Annotated in this window: 18 protein-coding genes and 1 pseudogene; 5 read left to right on the forward strand and 14 right to left on the reverse strand. The window is 64.9% G+C overall.

Going from position 1 to position 18,841, the window contains the following annotated elements; translation table 11 throughout:
• Positions 1-13: 13 nt before the first annotated feature.
• A complete protein-coding gene (locus CXR00_RS12110; protein ID WP_104054712.1) occupies positions 14-1,084 on the reverse strand; it encodes an ROK family glucokinase in 1,071 nt (356 codons plus the stop codon).
• A gap of 152 nt (positions 1,085-1,236) precedes the next feature.
• On the opposite strand from CXR00_RS12110, the gene CXR00_RS12115 reads away from it, so the two are divergent.
• On the forward strand, positions 1,237-3,045 hold the full coding sequence (locus CXR00_RS12115; RefSeq protein ID WP_104054713.1) for a long-chain fatty acid--CoA ligase: 1,809 nt from the start codon (positions 1,237-1,239) through the stop codon (positions 3,043-3,045).
• A gap of 90 nt (positions 3,046-3,135) precedes the next feature.
• On the opposite strand, the gene CXR00_RS12120 is transcribed toward CXR00_RS12115, so the two are convergent.
• Together CXR00_RS12120 and CXR00_RS12125 are read right to left on the reverse strand one after the other, a co-directional pair.
• Positions 3,136-4,548 carry a mycothione reductase gene (locus CXR00_RS12120; RefSeq protein ID WP_104054714.1) on the reverse strand — a complete coding sequence of 471 codons (1,413 nt, stop codon included), beginning with the start codon at positions 4,546-4,548 and terminating at the stop codon, positions 3,136-3,138.
• An 81-nt stretch (positions 4,549-4,629) separates the two neighbouring features.
• Entirely contained in the window at positions 4,630-8,034 is a 3,405-nt protein-coding gene (locus CXR00_RS12125) for a pyruvate carboxylase (protein WP_104054715.1), read from the reverse strand.
• A 247-nt stretch (positions 8,035-8,281) separates the two neighbouring features.
• Between CXR00_RS12125 and CXR00_RS12130 the strand changes: the two genes are divergently transcribed.
• On the forward strand, positions 8,282-9,121 hold the full coding sequence (locus CXR00_RS12130; RefSeq protein ID WP_104054716.1) for a ParA family protein: 840 nt from the start codon (positions 8,282-8,284) through the stop codon (positions 9,119-9,121).
• A gap of 159 nt (positions 9,122-9,280) precedes the next feature.
• Here CXR00_RS12130 and CXR00_RS12135 read toward each other — a convergent pair whose 3' ends face one another.
• From CXR00_RS12135 to CXR00_RS12160, 6 genes are all read right to left on the reverse strand, one after another.
• The gene (locus CXR00_RS12135) at positions 9,281-9,868 is read right to left on the reverse strand and encodes a MerR family transcriptional regulator (protein WP_104054717.1); all 588 of its coding nucleotides are present in this window, start codon (positions 9,866-9,868) and stop codon (positions 9,281-9,283) included.
• A gap of 265 nt (positions 9,869-10,133) precedes the next feature.
• A complete protein-coding gene (locus CXR00_RS12140; RefSeq protein WP_104054718.1) occupies positions 10,134-10,634 on the reverse strand; it encodes a bifunctional nuclease family protein in 501 nt (166 codons plus the stop codon).
• Positions 10,635-10,639: 5 nt separating this feature from the next.
• Positions 10,640-11,410 (reverse strand): MerR family transcriptional regulator, encoded by a 771-nt coding sequence (locus tag CXR00_RS12145; protein WP_104054719.1) that lies wholly within the window; start codon positions 11,408-11,410, stop codon positions 10,640-10,642.
• A gap of 65 nt (positions 11,411-11,475) precedes the next feature.
• A complete protein-coding gene (locus CXR00_RS12150; RefSeq protein ID WP_104054720.1) occupies positions 11,476-11,943 on the reverse strand; it encodes an FHA domain-containing protein in 468 nt (155 codons plus the stop codon).
• A gap of 324 nt (positions 11,944-12,267) precedes the next feature.
• Positions 12,268-13,290 (reverse strand): VOC family protein, encoded by a 1,023-nt coding sequence (locus tag CXR00_RS12155; protein ID WP_104054721.1) that lies wholly within the window; start codon positions 13,288-13,290, stop codon positions 12,268-12,270.
• 65 nt (positions 13,291-13,355) lie between these two features.
• Complete coding sequence (locus tag CXR00_RS12160) at positions 13,356-14,144, reverse strand: SDR family oxidoreductase (RefSeq protein WP_104054722.1); 789 nt, start codon at positions 14,142-14,144, stop codon at positions 13,356-13,358.
• Between the two features lie 97 nt (positions 14,145-14,241).
• Between CXR00_RS12160 and CXR00_RS12165 the strand changes: the two genes are divergently transcribed.
• On the forward strand, positions 14,242-14,748 hold the full coding sequence (locus CXR00_RS12165) for a nuclear transport factor 2 family protein (protein WP_104054723.1): 507 nt from the start codon (positions 14,242-14,244) through the stop codon (positions 14,746-14,748).
• On the forward strand, positions 14,745-15,914 hold the full coding sequence (locus tag CXR00_RS12170) for a 12-oxophytodienoate reductase (protein ID WP_104054724.1): 1,170 nt from the start codon (positions 14,745-14,747) through the stop codon (positions 15,912-15,914). Before CXR00_RS12165 ends, CXR00_RS12170 begins: the two co-directional genes overlap by 4 nt.
• On the opposite strand, the gene CXR00_RS18580 is transcribed toward CXR00_RS12170, so the two are convergent.
• Entirely contained in the window at positions 15,900-16,139 is a 240-nt protein-coding gene (locus CXR00_RS18580; protein ID WP_104054725.1) for a hypothetical protein, read from the reverse strand. The genes CXR00_RS12170 and CXR00_RS18580 overlap by 15 nt on opposite strands.
• Before the next feature lie 148 nt (positions 16,140-16,287).
• Here CXR00_RS18580 and CXR00_RS18585 point away from each other — a divergent pair, with 148 nt between their 5' ends.
• A complete protein-coding gene (locus tag CXR00_RS18585) occupies positions 16,288-16,524 on the forward strand; it encodes a hypothetical protein (protein WP_104054726.1) in 237 nt (78 codons plus the stop codon).
• Here CXR00_RS18585 and CXR00_RS18590 read toward each other — a convergent pair.
• From CXR00_RS18590 to CXR00_RS18790, 4 genes and pseudogenes are all read right to left on the reverse strand, one after another.
• Positions 16,510-16,674 (reverse strand): ABC transporter ATP-binding protein, encoded by a 165-nt coding sequence (locus CXR00_RS18590; protein ID WP_258060410.1) that lies wholly within the window; start codon positions 16,672-16,674, stop codon positions 16,510-16,512. The genes CXR00_RS18585 and CXR00_RS18590 overlap by 15 nt on opposite strands.
• Entirely contained in the window at positions 16,668-17,675 is a 1,008-nt protein-coding gene (locus tag CXR00_RS12190) for an ABC transporter substrate-binding protein (protein WP_104054727.1), read from the reverse strand. Before CXR00_RS12190 ends, CXR00_RS18590 begins: the two co-directional genes overlap by 7 nt.
• A 29-nt stretch (positions 17,676-17,704) precedes the next feature.
• A complete protein-coding gene (locus CXR00_RS18735) occupies positions 17,705-18,124 on the reverse strand; it encodes an iron chelate uptake ABC transporter family permease subunit (RefSeq protein WP_308470501.1) in 420 nt (139 codons plus the stop codon).
• A pseudogene (locus CXR00_RS18790) lies at positions 18,036-18,677 on the reverse strand (FecCD family ABC transporter permease). The gene CXR00_RS18735 and the pseudogene CXR00_RS18790 overlap by 89 nt, the downstream one beginning before the upstream one ends.
• Positions 18,678-18,841 lie beyond the last annotated feature (164 nt).

The following is an 18,841-nucleotide window of genomic DNA, read 5'->3' on the forward strand; positions in this document are numbered from 1 at the left end:
GGGGCAGCCGTCGTCAGCGCCGGGCGGCGATCCGCGACAGGTCCGCTGCCCCGATCATTCCTGCAGCGGGCCCCAGGGCCGCCAGTTCCAGACGCGCCGCCGGGCGGAATCCCCGTCCGGTCAGGTTTCGGGCAAAGGACCGCCGGGCAGGCTCCAGCAGGAGGTCCCCGGCCGCGCTCAGTCCGCCGCCCACCACAAACATCCCCGGGTCCAGGGCAGCAGCCAGGTTTGCCAGGCCAAGGCCCAGCCACTGGCCCACCTCTTCCAGCAGTTCCACGGACGCCTGGTCGCCGTCGAGGGCCATTTTGGTGACCACGGCGCCGGTAATGTCGCGGATGTTTCCGTCCACGGCACGCAACAGTTCCTGTGCCACCGGAGAGTTGGCGGCGGCCAGTTCACGGGCCTCACGTCCGAGGGCATTGCCGGAGGCATACTGTTCCCAGCAGCCGCGGTTACCGCACTCGCAGCGCTGTCCGCCGGGCATGATGATTTGGTGGCCGAATTCCCCGGCCACGCCAAAACGTCCACGCTCCAGGCGGCCGTCCATGATCATTGCGCCGCCTATGCCGGTGCCGAGCGTGACACAGACCAGCCGGCTCTGCCCCAGGCCGGATCCGAACCGCCATTCGGCCCAGGCGGCGCCGTCGGCGTCGTTGACCAGGTAGACACGCCGGCGCAGCAGCCGTTCGAGGTTTTCCCGCAGGGGCTCGTTGCGCCATGCCAGGTGCGGGCTGAAAAGTACTGTACTTCCGGCCAGGTCCATCCAGCCCGCAGCACCGATGCCCACGGACCAGACATGGTGGTTGGCAGACAATTCGGCCACCAGGTCCTCGATGACCGACTCGACTTCCCGCGGATCCTGTCCGGGCGTTGATCGGCGCGCCTCCGCGAGGACCCTGCCGTCGCCGTCGACGAGGCCGGCGGCAACTTTGGTGCCGCCAATGTCGATCCCAATGGCCAGCCCGCGCCGGCGCATCCGGTTGGGCAGCCGTATGGGACGGCGTGCGGGAAAAGGTTCAGTTCCGCGGCGCTGCCACGGGATGGGTGACGAACGGGGTACGGGCGCTGGGGTTACGGGTGGCATCAATAGTCCATTCTATTCGCCGCTGCCCACACTCTGAAAGCGTTATTGGTTCGAGAAGTTACCGTCCGGTACTTAATGTGATCCACGTTATAGGCTGTTCGGTAATGTCTGCGTAATCGTCCGCGGGGCAGCCTGATATCAAAGGAGCTATCGTGCGTGAATACAGTGTTCCCCCTCTGGTGGAGTCTCCGCTGGAGTCCAACACCACCGATTTATTGCTGGAGCAGGCGGCCAAGCCCTCCAATCCCGCCCTGTTTTCAGTGCCGGGAGCGGACGGAGCGTGGGCCCCCGTTACCGCCACCGAGTTCCTGAAAGATGTCCGGGCACTGGCCAAGGGGTTTGCCGCTTACGGTGTTGAGCCGGGCGACAGGGTGGGCATCATGGCCCGCACCCGGTACGAGTGGACACTGGTGGATTTCGCCCTGTGGTTTGCCGGGGCCGTCTCCGTTCCGGTTTACGAGACTTCCTCACCGTCCCAGGTCGCCTGGATTCTTAGCGATTCCGGCGCTGTGGGCGTGGTTGTCGAAGCTCCCCGGCATGAGAACGTGGTCCGCCAGGCAGCCGTGGAGGAGGATCTGGCCGCTGTAAAGAACGTCTGGCAGATCGATGGCCCGGGGCTCGATGAGCTCCGGACGGCCGGAACAACGGTGTCGGACGAAGACCTTGAAGCGCGCCGCGCCAAGGCCACCCTGGACGACACCGCCACGATCATCTACACCTCCGGAACCACGGGCAGGCCCAAGGGCTGCGACTTGACGCACGGCAACTTCGTGAATCTGTCCCGCAACGCCGCCGCCGCCCAGCCCGAGGTGTGCCGCGAGGGCGCCCGAACCATCATGTTCCTGCCGCTGGCCCATGTGTTCGCGCGATTCATCTCAGTGTTGTGCGTGACCGCCGGCGCCACCGTGGGCCATACCCCGGACGTGAAAAACCTGCTTCCTGACCTGCAGAGCTTCCAGCCGGACTTCCTGCTGGTTGTCCCCCGCGTCTTCGAGAAGGTCTACAACTCTTCCATGCTCAAGGCCGAAGACGGCGGCAAGGGCAAGATCTTCCATGCCGGAGCCAAGACGGCCATCGAATGGTCCAAGGCAAAGGAAGCCGGCAAGGTCCCGCTGAGCCTCAAGGTCAAGCATGCCGTCTTCGACAAGCTTCTCTACGGAAAGATCCGCACTGCCATGGGCGGACAGGTCAAGTACGCGATCTCGGGAGGCGCACCGCTGGGTGAGCGGCTCGGCCACTTCTTCCACGGAATCGGCGTGACGGTGCTGGAAGGTTACGGGCTGACCGAAACCACCGCTCCCGTAACCGTCAACACCCCCAAGCTAACCAAGATTGGCACCGTTGGCGCGCCGCTGCCCGGCAACGCTGTACGCATCGCTGACGACGGCGAGATCCTCGCCAAGGGCATCAGCGTGATGAAGGGCTACTTCAACCGCCCGGACCTCACGGCTGAGAACTTCACGGACGGCTGGTTCCACACCGGTGACATTGGCCAGCTGGACAGCGACGGCTTCCTGAAAATCACCGGACGCAAAAAGGAAATTATCGTCACCGCCAGCGGGAAGAATGTGGTTCCGGCGCTCCTGGAAGACAGAATCCGCGCCGATGCCATTGTGTCCCAGTGTGTCCTGGTGGGCGATCAGCGGCCTTTCATCTCGGCCCTGATCACCTTGGACGAGGAGGCCCTGCCGGGCTGGCTGGAACGGCACAAGCTGCCGGCCGGGACAACGGCAGCTGCAGCGGGCGAAACAGAGCAGCTGCAAACCGAGATCCAGGCGCTGGTGGACCGGGCCAACAAGCACGTATCCAAGGCCGAAGCCATCAAAGTGTTCCGGATTGTTCCGACTGACTTCACCGAAGCCAGCGGTCACCTGACGCCGTCCATGAAGATCAAGCGCGCCCAGGTTCTGAAGGATTTTTCCGCCGTGGTGGATGAGATCTACAGCGGCCAGAAGGTGTAACTGAGCGATACAGATGCAGGAGGCCGGTCCGGGGATACCCCGGCCGACCTTCTGCATGTTGCGCTGAAGTTCTTGCGCCGCTCCCGGCCCTTAGTCGTGTTTGCCCGTCTTGAGGGAGAGCAGGGCATTCTCCACGACTTCGGTCAGGGCGGGATGGATCCAGTACTGGCCGGACGCCATGGACGAAGCATCCAGCCCGAAGGACATGGCCTGGATCAGCGGCTGGATCAGCATGGACGCTTCATGGCCCACAATGTGGGCGCCAAGGAGCTTTCCACTCTCTTTTTCGGCCAGCAGCTTCACAAAGCCAGTGCTGTCTTCCATGGCCCAGCCGTAGGCGGTGGACCCGTACTCCTGGACGGCCAGTGCCAGTTCCACTCCCCGGGCCTCCGTGTCCCGGCACGCTTCCTCCTCCGTCATTCCCACGGAGGCGATCTGTGGACTGCTGAAGACTGCCGAGGGAACAAAGCGGTGGTCGCTGGCCAGCAGATCGCCGGGGTGCACCAGGTTGTGCGCCACCGTGCGCGCCTCATGGTTGGCGACGTGCTTGAGCTGGAAGTCGCTGCTGACATCGCCGAGCCCCCACACTCCTTCAACCGGTTTGCCGTCCTTGAGCACACGCTGGAACTCGTCCACCACCAACCGTCCATCGGGGCGCAGGTCAAAACCGGCCGCTTCAACGCCGAGACGGTCGGTGTTGGGCACGCGTCCCGTTGCCACCAGGACCAGGTCGATGTCGAGCGTGCTTTCCCCCTCGGGCCCTCCCAGGGAAGCCTGCACGGATCCGTCGGGATTCTCCACCAGAGACCTAACCTCAGTGTTCAGCCGCACGTCCCACTGTTCGGAGGCTGCCTCGGTGAAACGCTCGGATACGGTGGCATCCATTGCGCGCAAAAGGGGGCCGGACCGGGCGGCCATGGTGACTGTGGAGCCGAACGCGGAAAACACGAAGCCAAACTCGGCGGCAATGTAACCGCCTCCGATGATCAGGATCCGCTCAGGAAGTTCGGGGATGCGCATGACTGTGTCGGAAGTATGCACCTGGGGCAGGCTAATGCCGGGAATGTCCGGCAGCACCGGCCGCGATCCGGCCGCCACGACAATCTGGTCGGCTGTGATGCGCTGGCCGTCATCAGTCTCCAAAGCATGCTCGCTGGTGAAGCGGACGTAGCTGTCGTAGAGAGTGACGTTTTCCAGTTCATCTGCCCGGTAGCTGCGCCCGCCGGCGGAAATCGCGTCAATGCGGGTAAAGATGCGGTCGCGGATATCCCGCCAGTGCACCTTGTCCAGGGTCAGGTCCACCCCCAGACGGGCGGCGTCGGTCCCGGTTGCTGCCAGCTGCGCGGGATAGACGTACATCTTGGTGGGAATGCACCCCACGTTCAGGCAGGTCCCGCCAAAAGTGCCGCCGTCGATCACCGCCACTTTCCTGCCGTCCCAGTCTGGCGTGATCAGGGAGTTGCCGGAGCCTGAACCAATAATGGCCAAATCAAAGTGAGTCACGGGTCCAGTCTAGGGCGCAAAAAGGCCCCGTGATCCGTCAGCGGAATCACGGGGCCTTTCATAGGAGCTACTGGCCGCGGGTTAGCCGTCGCTGGGCTCAATCACCACCAGGAGATCTCCACCCTGCACCTGTTCGACAGCCGAGATCGCCAGCCGGGCAACCGTTCCGGCAACCGGCGCCGTGATGGATGCTTCCATTTTCATGGCTTCGATGGTCGCCACGGTTTCACCGGCCGCCACTTCGTCCCCCGCCTTTACGGTGACGGTGACGGCCCCGGCAAACGGAGCCGCGACGTGACCGGGATTGCCCGGGTCCGCCTGCTCGGCAACCTTGACGTCGGATTTCACGCTGCGGTCACGGACCAGCACGGGCCGCATCTGTCCATTGAGCGTGGTCATCACGGACCGCATGCCCTTTTCGTCCGGGTCGGAGACCGCTTCCAGGGTGGCGATCAGGCGCACACCCTTTTCGAGTTCAACCACGTGTTCGACACCCTGCTGCAGTCCGTACAGGTAGTCGCGCGTGTCCAGCACGGAAACGTCGCCGTAGGTCTCGCGCACGGTGGCGAATTCCTTGGCCGGGCCGGGGAACAGCAGCCGGTTCAGCGTTTCCCGCCGGGTGGCCGAATCCCCTGCGAGGCCGGCGCGGTCCACCTCGGTGAGTTCGGCGTCGCGCACCTTGATGTTGCGCCCCTGGAGGGCCTTGGTCCGGAAGGGTTCCGGCCATCCCCCGGGCGGGTTGCCCAGCTCGCCGCTGAGGAATCCGATGACTGAGTCCGGGATGTCGAAGTTCTGTGGGCTCTCTTCGAAGTCTTCAGGCGACACATTGCTGCCGACCAGCTGCAGAGCCAGATCGCCGACAACCTTGGAAGACGGGGTGACCTTGACCAGCCGGCCCAGGATGCGGTCCGCAGCGGTGTACATGTCTTCGATGGCCTCGAACCGCTCTCCCAGCCCAAGGGCGATGGCCTGCTGGCGCAGGTTGGAGAGCTGTCCGCCGGGGATTTCGTGCTGGTAGACCCGGCCGGTGGGTCCGGCCAGACCGGATTCGAACGGAGCGTAAACCCGGCGCACCGCTTCCCAGTACGGTTCCATGGCACTGACAGCGTCCAGGTCCAGGCCGGTGTCGCGGTCGGTGTGAGCCATCGCTGCCACCAGGGCGGAGGCGGAGGGCTGGCTGGTGGTGCCGGCCAGGGATGCAGTGGCCACGTCAACCGCGTCCACACCCGCGTTGGCCGCAGCCAGCAGGGTGGCGAGCTGTCCGCCGGCGGTGTCGTGGGTGTGCAGGTGCACGGGCAGATCGAACCGTTCACGCAGGGCGGCCACCAGCTTGGCTGCGGCGGCGGGCCGCAGCAGTCCCGCCATGTCCTTGATGGCCAGGATGTGGGCTCCGGCGTCGACCATCTGCTGGGCCAGGTCCAGGTAGTAGTCCAGCGTGTACAGCTTCTCGTTGGGATCCAGCATGTCCGCCGTGTAGCACAGGGCCACTTCAGCAACTGCCGTGCCGGTGGCCCGGACGGCGCGGATGGCCGGTTCCATCTGTTCTACGTCGTTAAGGGCGTCAAAGATGCGGAAGATGTCGACGCCGGCAGCGGCCGCTTCCTGGACAAAGGCTTCAGCCACCTCGGTCGGGTACGGGGTGTATCCCACGGTGTTCCGGCCGCGCAGGAGCATCTGGATGCAGATGTTCGGCAGAGCCTTGCGCAGGGACGCCAACCGTTCCCAGGGATCCTCGCCCAGGAAGCGGAGGGCGACGTCGTAGGTGGCACCGCCCCAGGCCTCCACCGACAGCAGTTGGGGCGTCAGCGCGGACACTGCGGGCGCAGCCAGCAGCAGGTCACGCGTGCGGACCCGGGTGGCTAGCAGCGACTGGTGCGCGTCCCGGAAGGTGGTGTCCGTGACGGCCAGCGCCTGCTGGGCGCGCAGCTCTTCCGCGAATCCCTCCGGGCCAAGCTCCTCCAGCCGCTGGCGCGAGCCGGGCCGGACTTCCGGCAGGTTGGCCGGCAGCTTGTCCGCGGGGTCGCTGTGGACGGGGAGCTCTCCGTGCGGCTTATTCACCGTGGTGTCGGCCAGCCAGTTCAACAGACGTGAGCCGCGGTCTGCGGAGCCGCGGGCGCTGAGCAGTTCAGGACGTTCCTCGATGAAGGAGGTTGCGACGTCGCCGGCAATGAAGTCCGGGTCATCGAGGACGGCCTGCAGGAACGAAATGTTGGAAGAGACGCCGCGGATGCGGAACTCGGCCAGAGCCCGCCGGGCACGGTTGACGGCGGCCGGGTAGTTGCGGCCGCGGCAGGTGAGCTTGACCAGCATGGAATCGAAGTGCGGGCTGATGTCGGCGCCGGCATATACAGTGCCGCCGTCAAGGCGCACCCCTGCGCCGCCGGCGGACCGGTAGCCGCTGATCTTTCCCACGTCGGGGCGGAACCCGTTAGCCGGGTCCTCCGTGGTGATACGGCACTGCAGAGCAGCGCCGCGCACCCGCAGTTCATCCTGGCGCAGGCCAAGGTCCTCCAGTGTCTCGCCGGCCGCGATCCGCAGCTGCGACTGCACCAGGTCGACGTCGGTGATTTCCTCGGTAACCGTGTGCTCCACCTGGATGCGGGGGTTCATTTCGATGAAGACGTGCTGTCCGGCGCGTTCTCCCACCGTGTCAACAAGGAACTCAACCGTGCCCGCGTTTTCATACTTCAGCGCCTTGGCGAACTTCACGGCGTCCCGGTACAGGGCCTGCCTGATGTTCTCGTCCAGGTTGGGCGCCGGAGCGATTTCAATGACCTTCTGGTGGCGGCGCTGAAGGGAGCAGTCCCGCTCGAAGAGATGGATAACGTTGCCCTCGCCGTCGGCCAGGATCTGGACCTCGATGTGACGGGGGCGCAGCACTGCCTGTTCCAGGAAAACGGTGGAATCACCGAAGGCGGTGTCAGCTTCACGCATGGCTGCGTTCAGCGCCTCAGGCAGGTCCTTGGCGGTGTCCACGCGGCGCATCCCGCGGCCTCCGCCGCCGGCAACAGCCTTCACGAAAATGGGGAACCCGATGTCCTCGGCTTCAGCGAGAAGCTTTTCCGGGTCCGAGCTGGGCTGCGTGGAGCGCAGGACCGGGATGCCGGCTTCCCGCGCGGCATTAAGGGCATGGACCTTGTGTCCGGCCAATTCAAGGATGTCCGCGGCAGGGCCCACGAAGGTGATGCCTGCTTCCTTGGCTGCCCGGGCCAGCTGCGGGTTCTCGGAGAGGAAGCCGTAACCCGGGTAAATGGCGTCACACCCGGATTCCTTGGCAACGCGGATGATCTCATCCACGTCCAGGTACGCACGGACGGGGTGCCCCTCCTCGCCAATCAGGTACGCCTCGTCAGCCTTCTGCCGGTGAATCGAGTTGCGGTCCTCCTGCGGAAACACAGCTACCGTCTTGGCGCCCAGTTCATAAGCGGCCCTGAAGGCTCGGATCGCGATTTCACCGCGGTTGGCTACCAATATCTTCGAGAACATTGCGCTCCTGCATCGTTGCGGGTTGACGGCAGCTCGAAAGCGCTGCACTCTTCCGTGATTCTAGACCCGGCACTTCCGGCAGCAGCCAGGAAAGTGTTCCGGATCACCGTAAGTATTCTGCCTATTCTCCGCCACCCTGCAAAACCAGCGCTGCAGGAGTTACCTCCGGGCGTCACATAGAATGAGACAGCAGCCTCACAAGGGCCCCGCTCGTGATCCCTAGACACGTTAGGTTTTGGTTCAACAAGTGCAAGTAGTGAGCATCAGCAGTCTGAAGGGCGGCGTGGGCAAGACTTCCGTGACGCTTGGGCTGGCGTCGGCTGCACTGGCAGCAGGAATACCCACCCTCGTAGTGGACCTGGATCCGCACGCGGATGCGACCACCGGCCTGGGCGTCACAGCGGCAGACAAACCCGGCATCGGCGAAATGCTCAAGAACTCCCGGCGCGCCCAACTGGGGGACAACGTTGTTCCCAGCGGCTGGGTGGCTACTGACCGGCGTGCCAAGAACTCCGATCCCAAACACCGCCCTGTCCTTGACGTCGCCATGGGGTCCGCGTTTTCCGGCATCTATGACCGCCCGGATTTGGGCCGCAGGGACCTCAAACGCCTCTCCACCCTCCTGTCCCGTGTCAGCGGCTACGGACTGGTCCTCATCGACTGCCCGCCGTCACTGAACGGCCTGACGCGCATGGCATGGACGGCCAGCAACCGTGTCCTGCTGGTGGCGGAACCCGGACTCTTTTCCGTAGCAGGAACAGAACGGACAATGCGGGCACTGGAACTGTTCCGCAGGGAATTCGCCCCCAACCTTGCCCCTGCGGCGATCATTGCCAACCGGGTGCGGTCCGGTTCCAACGAGCACACCTTCCGGCTCGCCGAGATGAAGCAGATGTTCGGCGATCTGTTGCTGAGCCCCACTATTGCGGAGCAGGCCAACTGGCAGCAGATCCAGGGGGCTGCGCATTCCGTGCACCACTGGCCCGGGGAATCGGCCAAGCAGGCCGCAGGCACCTTTGATGCGTTGCTGAAGAACATCGTGGAAACCGGCAGCGTCCGCAACCGCGTTATCCGCCGGGCGGGCTAAGTACCCGCCGGGTGACTACCCGCCTGCCTGTTGGAGTTAATCAAATAACGCCGCCAGCCCCTTAGGGCCGGCGGCGTTAGTTGTAAGGAATAAGTCAGTAAGAAATAAGCAGCAACAGGCACCGTCTGAAACGTGCCCGTCCTGCGGAATCCGGCCTGTTTAGCTGATCTTGCGGGCAGTCCGGCGCTGGCTCAGTTCATCCCCGGGAAACTCGTGCTCGCTCACGTGCTCGCTGGGCAGCTGGGCCAGGCTTCCCTCGACTTCGCGCCAGACGCGTCCAACGGCGATTCCAAAAACGCCCTGTCCGCCCTGCACCAGGTCGATAACTTCGTCTGCCGAGGTGCACTCGTAGACACTGGCGCCGTCACTCATCAGCGTGATCTGGGCCAGGTCTTCGACACCGCGCTCACGCAGGTGTTCAACGGCAGTTCGAATCTGCTGGAGGGAAACGCCCGTGTCCAGGAGTCGTTTGACAACTTTGAGGACCAGAATGTCGCGGAATCCGTAGAGCCGCTGCGTACCTGAGCCCGCGGCACCCCGCACAGCGGGTTCCACGAGGCCTGTACGCGCCCAGTAGTCGAGCTGGCGGTAGGTGATCCCGGCCGCCTTGCAGGCTGTCGGACCGCGGTAGCCGGCGTCCTCGTCGAGAACGGGCAAATCCTCGGTGAACAGCAAGCCCTGGGCTCCGGGAACCTTGCCCGGCGCAGCGGCGTGGATGTGCTCGCCGGCATTGCCTTTCGGACTCACTTGTGCCTCCTTGTAGCGGTTCCCGGTGGGGGGTCCGCACGGGACGCGGAGACGACGGGAACGACCATCTTCAGTGTGCCCCGCTGAGCCGCTCAAGGGAAGAAACCACGAATAGATCATGTGAATAAACCATGGGCTAAATCATGGGCCAAACCCGGGAGTGAGAAGAGCGGAGATCCGTGCATTGGGAACTCTATGCTTCGACGTTAGATCTGACCACGTCCAAGGTCAAAGATGCCCGCTCTTTTTCTCAAGGCGTGTCGGCTCAGCGCTCGAAGTCTTCGGGTTCAACGTCCGCCAGGAACTCACGGAATTGACGCAGTTCCTGCTCGGCGTTCTCCTGTTCCTCCTCTGCGGGATCCTCGTCTGTTGCCTCAGCGATCCGCACCCCGGCTTCGTCAAGGACTGCGTCAGCGCAGAAGATGGGACAGGGGGCCCGCAGGGCCACTGCAATCGCGTCGGATGCCCGGGAACTCACAGTGACGCCGTTATCGAAAACAAGCTCGGCGTAAAAGACCGTGTCCTCGACGGAGACGAGCCGGACCTCACTGACAGTGCGACCCAGCGCAACCACCACCGAGGCCAAAAGGTCATGGGTCATGGGTCGCGGAGGAACGATTCCCTGCTGAACGAAGGCTATGGCGCTGGCCTCCGGGGCCCCGATCCAGATCGGTAGGTGGCGCTCACCGTTGATCTCCTTGAGCAGCACGAGGGGCTGGTTGGACGGGAGTTCGATCCGCACGCCCACAACTTCGACTTCGCGCATGCTCTTCAGCTTTCCATTCGTGCGATGTGCCCGTTCACCAGGGCACTGTGCAGGTTGAGGCAGAGATCACTGATTTCCCGGGCTGTCTCCGCGGCCCGGGCTTTGGACGCAACATCGCGCCGGGAAGCCAGCGGTGCCACCACGCTTTCAACCAGCCCCAGTTCACGGTCGGCCGCGGCCCGGAACGGACGCAGGTGCCTGGGCTCAATCCCGTGGGACTGCAGTTTCGCGCAGGCACGTGCAACCTTCAACGCATGTTCGTCGTAGAGACCGTTCTCTGAACTGTTGTCGGGAGCCGCGATGAGGCCGTAATTGGCGAGGCTTTTCACCAAATCAGCCGATGCACCGGATTCCCTTACGAGCTCATTGAAGGTCAGCCCGCGGGCGAGCGTACGTGCGGAGAGCTCCCCCGCCAGCTGCTCGGACACCGCACGCGGAGTCAATGACATGCCGCCGGGCAGCGATTCGGGGCGCTCTCCCCGGTCAATGGCGTCCAGATAGTCCTTGATGACCTTCAGCGGCAGATACTGGTCGCGCTGCAGCGCCAAAACGAACCGCAGCCGCTCGACGTCGGCCGTGGTGTATTTCCGGTAACCGGCTGCCGTCCGCTGCGGCGTCACCAAACCCTTTTCCTCCAGGAAACGGATCTTGGACGCGCTGATTCCGGGGAAATCGGTGCTGAGTTCACCCAGCACCTCCCCGATATTGAGCACACGGCCGCGCAGGCGCTCGTTCCCCGTGCCAAGGGTCCGCCTGATGGGCTGTGAAGCTGACATACCTGGTACCTGTTCCCTCAGTGTTCCCGTGGACGTCCGGCCGGACACTTCTGTGCCGGTGTTTCCTACTGCTTTGCGGCTGTTGGCCGTGCAGCGTAGAAAGTCAGCCGGAACTTGCCGATCTGGACCTCGTTGCCCGTACGCAGCAGCAGGGAATCCACACGGTCATTGTTCACGTAGGTGCCGTTCAGGCTCATCGAGTCCACCACGCGGAATCCCTCGGGAGACCGGCGGAACTCCACATGCTTGCGGGAGACCGTCACGTCATCAAGGAACACATCCGCGTTTGGATGGCGCCCGGCTGTTGTCACATCCTGGTCCAGGAGGAATCTTGCTCCGCTGTTGGGTCCTGAATGCGCGATCAGCAGTGCAGACCCTGCAGGCAGTGCGGCAACTGCAGCCCGTTCATCTGTGCTGAGCTTGGGCTCGACAGTCGTATCGCTCTGCGGCGGCAGACTGATTGTAGTGGTGTCCTCGGCGCCCAATTCACGCCGTTCTCCGCTGTGGCCGGCGTTGTTGTCCTCGCGCGCCATGTTCCATCCTCCCCAAAAGATGCGGCCAACCAATTGTCTTGCTGGCTGGCCGCACAGTTCTGCTGACAAATTCTTGCCGTACCGGCTGTCCTAGCCTACCTGTTGGCGGGCGTTCCCGGCACTGAGCGTACTACGGGGATTGCGGCCCCGAAGCCGGAAACACTTACATGGCGAACAGTGACAGCGCGGGCAGCCGGGGTGGAATGCCCGGGATGCCAATGAGGCGGGGCCCCAATGAAGGAACCCCGCCTCACCTGCGCTGATGCCGCCGGGCGCCTGCGGCCGCCTTTCAGCGCCGGCGCCCCGGTACGGATGACTGCCGTGTTAGTCGTTAATGAGCGTCTTCAAGTCCAGGCCTGCGACGGGCATGGTCTCCTGGTACCTGGACGTGTCGGCATGGACGAGGGGATTGTCCCCGTACCAGGTCATTCCGTACGTCATGTCCTTGGGCTCCCATACCAGCGGCTCGTGATCCGGGTCGAAGAACGGGTACCCGCCGGAGTAAAGCTCAATCCGGTAACCCGAGCCCGGGTCGCGGACGTACAGGTACATGGCCTGTCCGACCCCGTGCTTGCCCGGACCCGCATCAATCTGGATGCCCAGATCCCGCAGCTGATCCACCGCTGTCAGGGCATCGTGCATGTTCTCAAGGGCGAAGGCGACATGATGGAACTGTGCGTCCTCGCCGGTCTGGGACGATCCGATCGCGATGTCGTGCAGTTTGGAATTCACGGACAGCCACGAGACATACGGAACGTCCGGATTATCCGGCAGCACCATTGCCTCGCGCCGCTTCATCCCCAGTGATTCACGCAGCCATCCCTCTGCCTGCGCCATATTCTGGACACTGGTCTGAATATTGAGGTGGTCGATCCGCTGGACACCCAGGCCCCGCCGGATCGAGCTGTTCCCGAAGAGCTTCGAGCGCATCCCCTCCGGCGCGAGCGGACGCTCGATACCGTAGTAGAGCTCAAGCGGGTGTCCGCCGCCCGGCAGGAGAAGCCGGACGGCCTCGCCGCGGCCGAGTTCCGTGCCGGCGCCGAGCTGGCGCACTTCGATGCCCTCCTCCACGAACTGGTCATGGAACAGTTCCACGTCCTGGGGACGGCTGACGCGCAGGCTCATGGTGTTGATCCGCGCCTCGTCCTGCTGCGTCAGTACCAGGGAGTGGTGGATCCGCTCCTGGTATCCGCGCAGGTAGGCAACGCCGTCGTCCTCCGCGGTGACCTCCATGCCAAAGATGTCACGGAAGAACCACAGGGACTTCTGCAGGTCCGGGGTGCCGATGTTGATGCCGCCTGCGTGGGCAATCGTGGGACCGGGATCATAGGTGGGGCGGGGTGCCATGCGTTTCTCCTTATTATGTTGTGGATCCGGGTATGTCTTGTGGTCCAGGCTGGACCGATGGGCAATTAGGCCGCGGGTGAGCGGTAGTGCGCGTTTGCGGCCTCGACGATGGGACCGCGGGGGTGGGCAGAGCGTTTCTCGGCGTCGTCGCCAAAACCGTCCGGGTACCAGCTGGGTCCGTCGCCGAGGTGATCCAAAACCTCCCGGGCCACGGAAGCAGGGTCGGACGCCCGCACGCCGGGGGCGTCAAACTGATAGCCGAGACGCTCCATGGCGGGCGTGCGGGTCAGGCCCAGGCACAGCTCCAGGACGTCAACGTTGTAGGGACGCATTTCCACCCACAGTGCCTCGGCAAAGTTGTGCACGAAAGCCTTCGCCGCGGAGTAGAAGCCGATTCCTGCGGCCCCCGCGAAGCCGCTCAGCGAACCGGTGAGCATGATGCCCCCGCGCCGCCGCTCCTGCATCGGCAGGCCAAACCGGCGGACCAGGGCGGCAGTGACCGTGATGTTCAGATCGATAACCATCTGGGCGCGGTCCGCGTCGGACGTCACAATCTCGCTGCCGTAGGTGTTGGCGCCGGCATTGGATACCAGCAGGCCCACCTCGCGGTCCCCGAGGCGCTCGGCGATCGAATCAACGGCACCTTCGGCGAGCAGGTCCTGCTCAATGGCGAGGACTTCGACGTCGTAGGCTGCGCGGACGGAGGCAGCTACCTCTGCGAGGGGCCCGGGCTTGCGCGCCACGAGGGCCACATTGAGGCCCCGCCCGGCCAGCTCGTGCGCCAGCGCGGCGCCCACGCCCTCCGACCCGCCGGCGATCAGTGCCCAGGGTCCGTACTTCTCGAAACCGCTCATTCCACGTTCCTCTCGTTCCCGGTCAAGCGCTTGTTTGCATCTCGAGCCACTGGTGATATTAGATACAAGCTAAAGGGAATTCGAAGGGGAATAACTGATGAGTCCACTGACCGGGATTGCCGCGCTCCAGGAGCGCATCCAACGCTTGGAAGATCACCAAGAGATACTCGGCGTGCTCGCCGCTTACGGTCCTGCCGTCGACAGCGGCAGCGCTGACGCCGTAGCTGAACTGTGGACCGGGGACGGCAGCTACACCTACAGCCTCGGTGACGGCGAGGCAACGCTGACCGGACCGGAGGACTTCCGCGGCATGGTGCACGGGCCCTCGCACCAGAAGATCATCGCGGAGGGCTCCAGCCATTTCCTGGGCATTCCGGATATCCGTGTGTCCGGCGACACCGCCGTCGCCACCGGTTACTCGATGCTGGTGCGGCACCGGGACGGCACTGATCCGGGTTATTACGTGGACCGGCTCTCCGCAAACCGCTGGGAGCTGGCCCGCACCGGATCGGGCTGGAAGGTCACCGCACGCACCAACTCACTGCTGGACGGCCGCGCCGCCTCCCGGCAAATGCTCGCCAAGGCAGGAAGTGCAGCGCTGTGACCGCGAACCACGATTCCCTCGAAGCCGGATTCAGCGCCGCAGCAGACCCGCTGTTCCGCGAGTTCAGCGTGAGGTCACTGCACCTGCGCAACCGGATCGTCATGTCCCCGATGACCCGCACCCACTCCCCCGGCGGGGTCCCGGGTGAGAAGGTTGCCCGGTATTACCGGCGCCGGGCTGAGGGCGGCACGGGGCTGATCATCACCGAGGGGGTGGCGATTGACCACCCGGCTTCGGTTGACCATGCCTCGGTGCCCAACATGTTCGCGTCTACTGCGCTGGACGGCTGGCGTTCCGTCGTCGACAGCGTGCACGAGGCCGGAGGACGCATCATCCCGCAGCTGTGGCATGTGGGACCCCTGTGGGGTGCGATGGGCGGAAGCCCGGCAGTCACCCCCATGCGGCCCTCCGGCCTGTGGGGAACACCCGGAATCACCACCTATTCCGATGATTATGTCCGTGCCTCCGAGCCCGTTACCCGCGCCATGACAACCGCAGACATCAACAGTGTCATTGAAGCCTTCCGGGCGGCCGCGCGCGGCGCCGTTGACGCCGGCTTTGACGGCATTGCCCTGCACGGGGGCCACGGTTACCTGCTGGACGCGTTCCTCTGGGCAGACACGAACCGGCGGGATGACGAATGGGGCGGTGACGCGGAACGCCGCGCTGCCTTCCCCGCTGCGGTTGTCCGGGCCATTCGGGAGGAGATCGGCGAGGAGCTGCCCATCTTCTTCCGGTTCTCCCAGCACAAGCAGCAGGATTTCGGTGCACGTCTGGCTAACACCCCGGAGGAGCTTGGCGCACTCCTGCGTCCGCTGGTGGAAGCAGGAGTGGACGTCCTTGACGCGAGCGCCCGCCGTTTCCAGGCACCGGCCTTCGAGGGCAGCGACCTGAGTCTGGCAGGTTGGGCAAAACAGCTCACGGGGGCGAGCAGCATGGCTGTGGGCAGCGTCGGCATCGGCTCCGCTATCAAGGACCGGCGCAGCAGCGGCAACCCGATCCTGGACAACCGCGACGAGCTCCTGCGCCGCCTGGCGGCCGATGAATTTGACCTCATCGCCATTGGACGGCTGCACCTTGCCGACGCCGATCTGGCGCAGACCCTGCGCGCCGGAGCGCCGCTGCCGCACTACGACTATGCAAAGCACGAGTCATCCCTGCTGTAGCGGCCGGAAGACCAGCTGAAATCCGTCCCCGAGTTCGAGGCGGTGGACGCTGACTCCGTAGACGGGTTCCAGGTGCTCCGGCGCCAGGACCTCCCGGGGCGTGCCCGCGGCGACCACCCGGCCGGATTCCAGAAGCAGGATCCGGTCGCAGTAGCCGGCCGCAAGGTTGAGGTCGTGGAGGACAACAATGACGGTCCGTCCGTGCCGCGAGGCAAGGGACCGCACAGATCGAGCACCTCGTGCTGGTAGCGCACATCCAGGTGGTTGGTGGGTTCGTCCAGCAGCAAATGGGTGGTTTCCTGCGCCAGGGCACGGGCGATGAGCACCCGCTGACGCTCCCCGCCCGACAGGTTGTCAAGGCTTCGGCGGCCAGATGGAGCGCGCCGACCTGAGCCAGGGCCGCGGCGGCCGCCTGCTCATCACCGGCACCGCCGCGGCCAAACCCGGAGCAGTGCGGTGTCCGCCCCAGGAGCACCATGTCCGACACCAGCAGCGGCAGCTCCCCCGGGACTTCCTGCACGACGGCGACCCGCCGGGCGATTTCCCGCGCCGGCAGCGCGGTGAGGTCATCCCCGTCGATGAGCACAGTTCCCCGTTATGCCTTCAGTGAGGCGTACAGGGTGCGCAGCAGCGTGGTCTTGCCCGAGCCGTTTGGCCCCACGAGGCCGAGGACCTGTCCCTGCGGGGCGTCAAAATCGACGCCGTGCAGCACGGTGGGGTCGCCGAAGGCGAATCCCACTCCGCCTGCGGATATCACCACTGAACCTGCTCGGGGAACTGGAAGCGCTCCACGATGCGGGCCAGTCCGTCGATGACCAGCGGCCCCGAGGGTTCGGTGAACTTAAAGGGCTGCACCAGAATTTGGTCCTGCTGGACCGCGCTCATCGCTGCAGCTCCGTTCACGCCGGTGAGGGCAGCCTTTACCTCCGCCGGGTCGCCGTCGGAATAGAGCAGGATCAAGATGTCGGGGTTGCGGCCCACCAGTTCCTCCGCGGTGACTTCGAAGACCCGCTCGTCGACGTCTGCAAAAACGTTGGTGAAGCCGGCTGCCTCCAGCTGCGGATGCGCCATGGACGACGTGCCGTAGGCATACGGCACTCCCCCGCCGACCGTCGGATACAGAACCGCGGCGGTGCGGTCCTCGCCGGGATCGACGTCCGCCAACACATCATCGAGCTGCGCCTCCAGGCGGGCGACGGCGGCCTTCGCCTGCGCACCGGCGTCAAAGATCCTGCCGTAGGTGCGCATCTGCTCGAAGATGTCATCAAAGGAGGGGTTCGCCGGCGGAACCGGGCACAAACCGGGTTCTTCCATCAGCGGGACGCCGGCGGCTTCCAAGGCGTCCCGGCCGAGGTTCACCGCCCCGCCCAGCACAATCTGCGGCTCCTGCGCCAGGACTGCTTCCTTGGAGATCTGCAGATGGCCTGACGTATCCAGCTCATCGCTGAGCATGGGAATCCGCTCCAGCTCAGCCCAGGTCTCGTCGTCGTAATAGCCGCGGGGGTAGGCGCCGGCCCGCGCCGTAATGAAGTCGTCCAGCACTCCCAGCTCATGCAGGTACGGCACCGCGGCGGACCGCAGCAGCACGCCCCGTTCCGGGCGCTGCTCAAACACGACCTCCATGCCGCAGTTCTCCACGGTAACCGGATAGTTCCCTCCGGTGGCCGGCGCACCATCGGAGACCTCCGTGCCGCAGCCGGCCAGCCCAACGGCGAGCGCAGTGGCAGCGGCGAGGAAACGGGTACGGGCGGAACGGGACATGATGCTTCTCCTGATACTGGCGGGACCGGTCATGCCGCGGGACCCAGGCGGCGCAGTAGATAGAGCAGGAACGGCGCCCCCAGCATCGCTGTAACAATGCCAATGGGCAGTTCCCGCGGTTGCAGCAGCATCCGCGAGAGCAGGTCTGCCCAGAGGAGGAACGCTGCGCCCAGGAGGGCGGCGGCAGGAACGGACCAGGCATGCGCGGCGCCCACCAGGCGGCGGGCCAAATGCGGGATGACCAGGCCGACAAACCCAATGCTTCCCGAAGCGGCCACGACGAACCCGATGCACAGGGACACCAGGACCAGCAACTGGGTGCGGAACCGGGTGGGCCGGATGCCCAGGGCCAGGGCTGTTTCATCTCCGATGGCCAGGGCATCGAGGCGGCGGGCCCAAAGCGCCAGCAGTGCGGTTGTGAAGACGACTACGAGCCCCAGCGCAGCCAGCGGCGGTCCCCCACTGGGCCAGGGCGAGTGAGCCGAGCAGCCAAAACATCACCGAGCGGGCACCCTCGGCCGACCCGGAGGAGAAGATCAGGAAGCTGGTGAGAGCCGACAGCGCGTACCCGGCCGCCACCCCGGCCAGCAGCAGGCGCACCGAGGTGATCCGTCCGGCGGCACGCGCCGCCACAAAAACCAGCAGCGACGCCGCCAGGGCGCCCAGGAAGGCGCTGGCAGCCAGGGCATGCTGGCCCAGTCAGGCGCCGACACCGAAGAGAATGGTGGCCGCGGCCCCGCTGGAGGCACCGGAGTTGATGCCCAGCAAATAGGGGTCGGCGAGCATGTTGCGCACCATTGCCTGCAGAGCGGCGCCGCAGACAGCCAGGCCTGCTCCAACCGCCGCCCCCATCAACACTCGCGGCAGGCGCACGTCCCAGACAACGACGTCGGCCACCGGGTCCGGCCCCAGCATGCGGACACCGCTCAGATGGCTGAAGACCACCCGTGCCACGTTCAGGGGGTCAATCCACACCGGGCCAACCGCCACGCCGAGGACCATGGTGATCAGGAGTCCGGTCAGCAAGACGGACAGGGCCACGGCGTTGTTCCGCCGTCGTTTTCTCCGCTGGAGGGGATCGGGGCCCGGGCGGCAAAACCGCGCGCACAGCTTAGGACACACCAACCCCTTGTTGAGATTTCTTTCGGAACCTTGAGCCTACCCAA

The organism is Arthrobacter sp. 9E16, assembly GCF_002929435.1.
Lineage (GTDB): Bacteria > Actinomycetota > Actinomycetes > Actinomycetales > Micrococcaceae > Arthrobacter_B > Arthrobacter_B sunyaminii.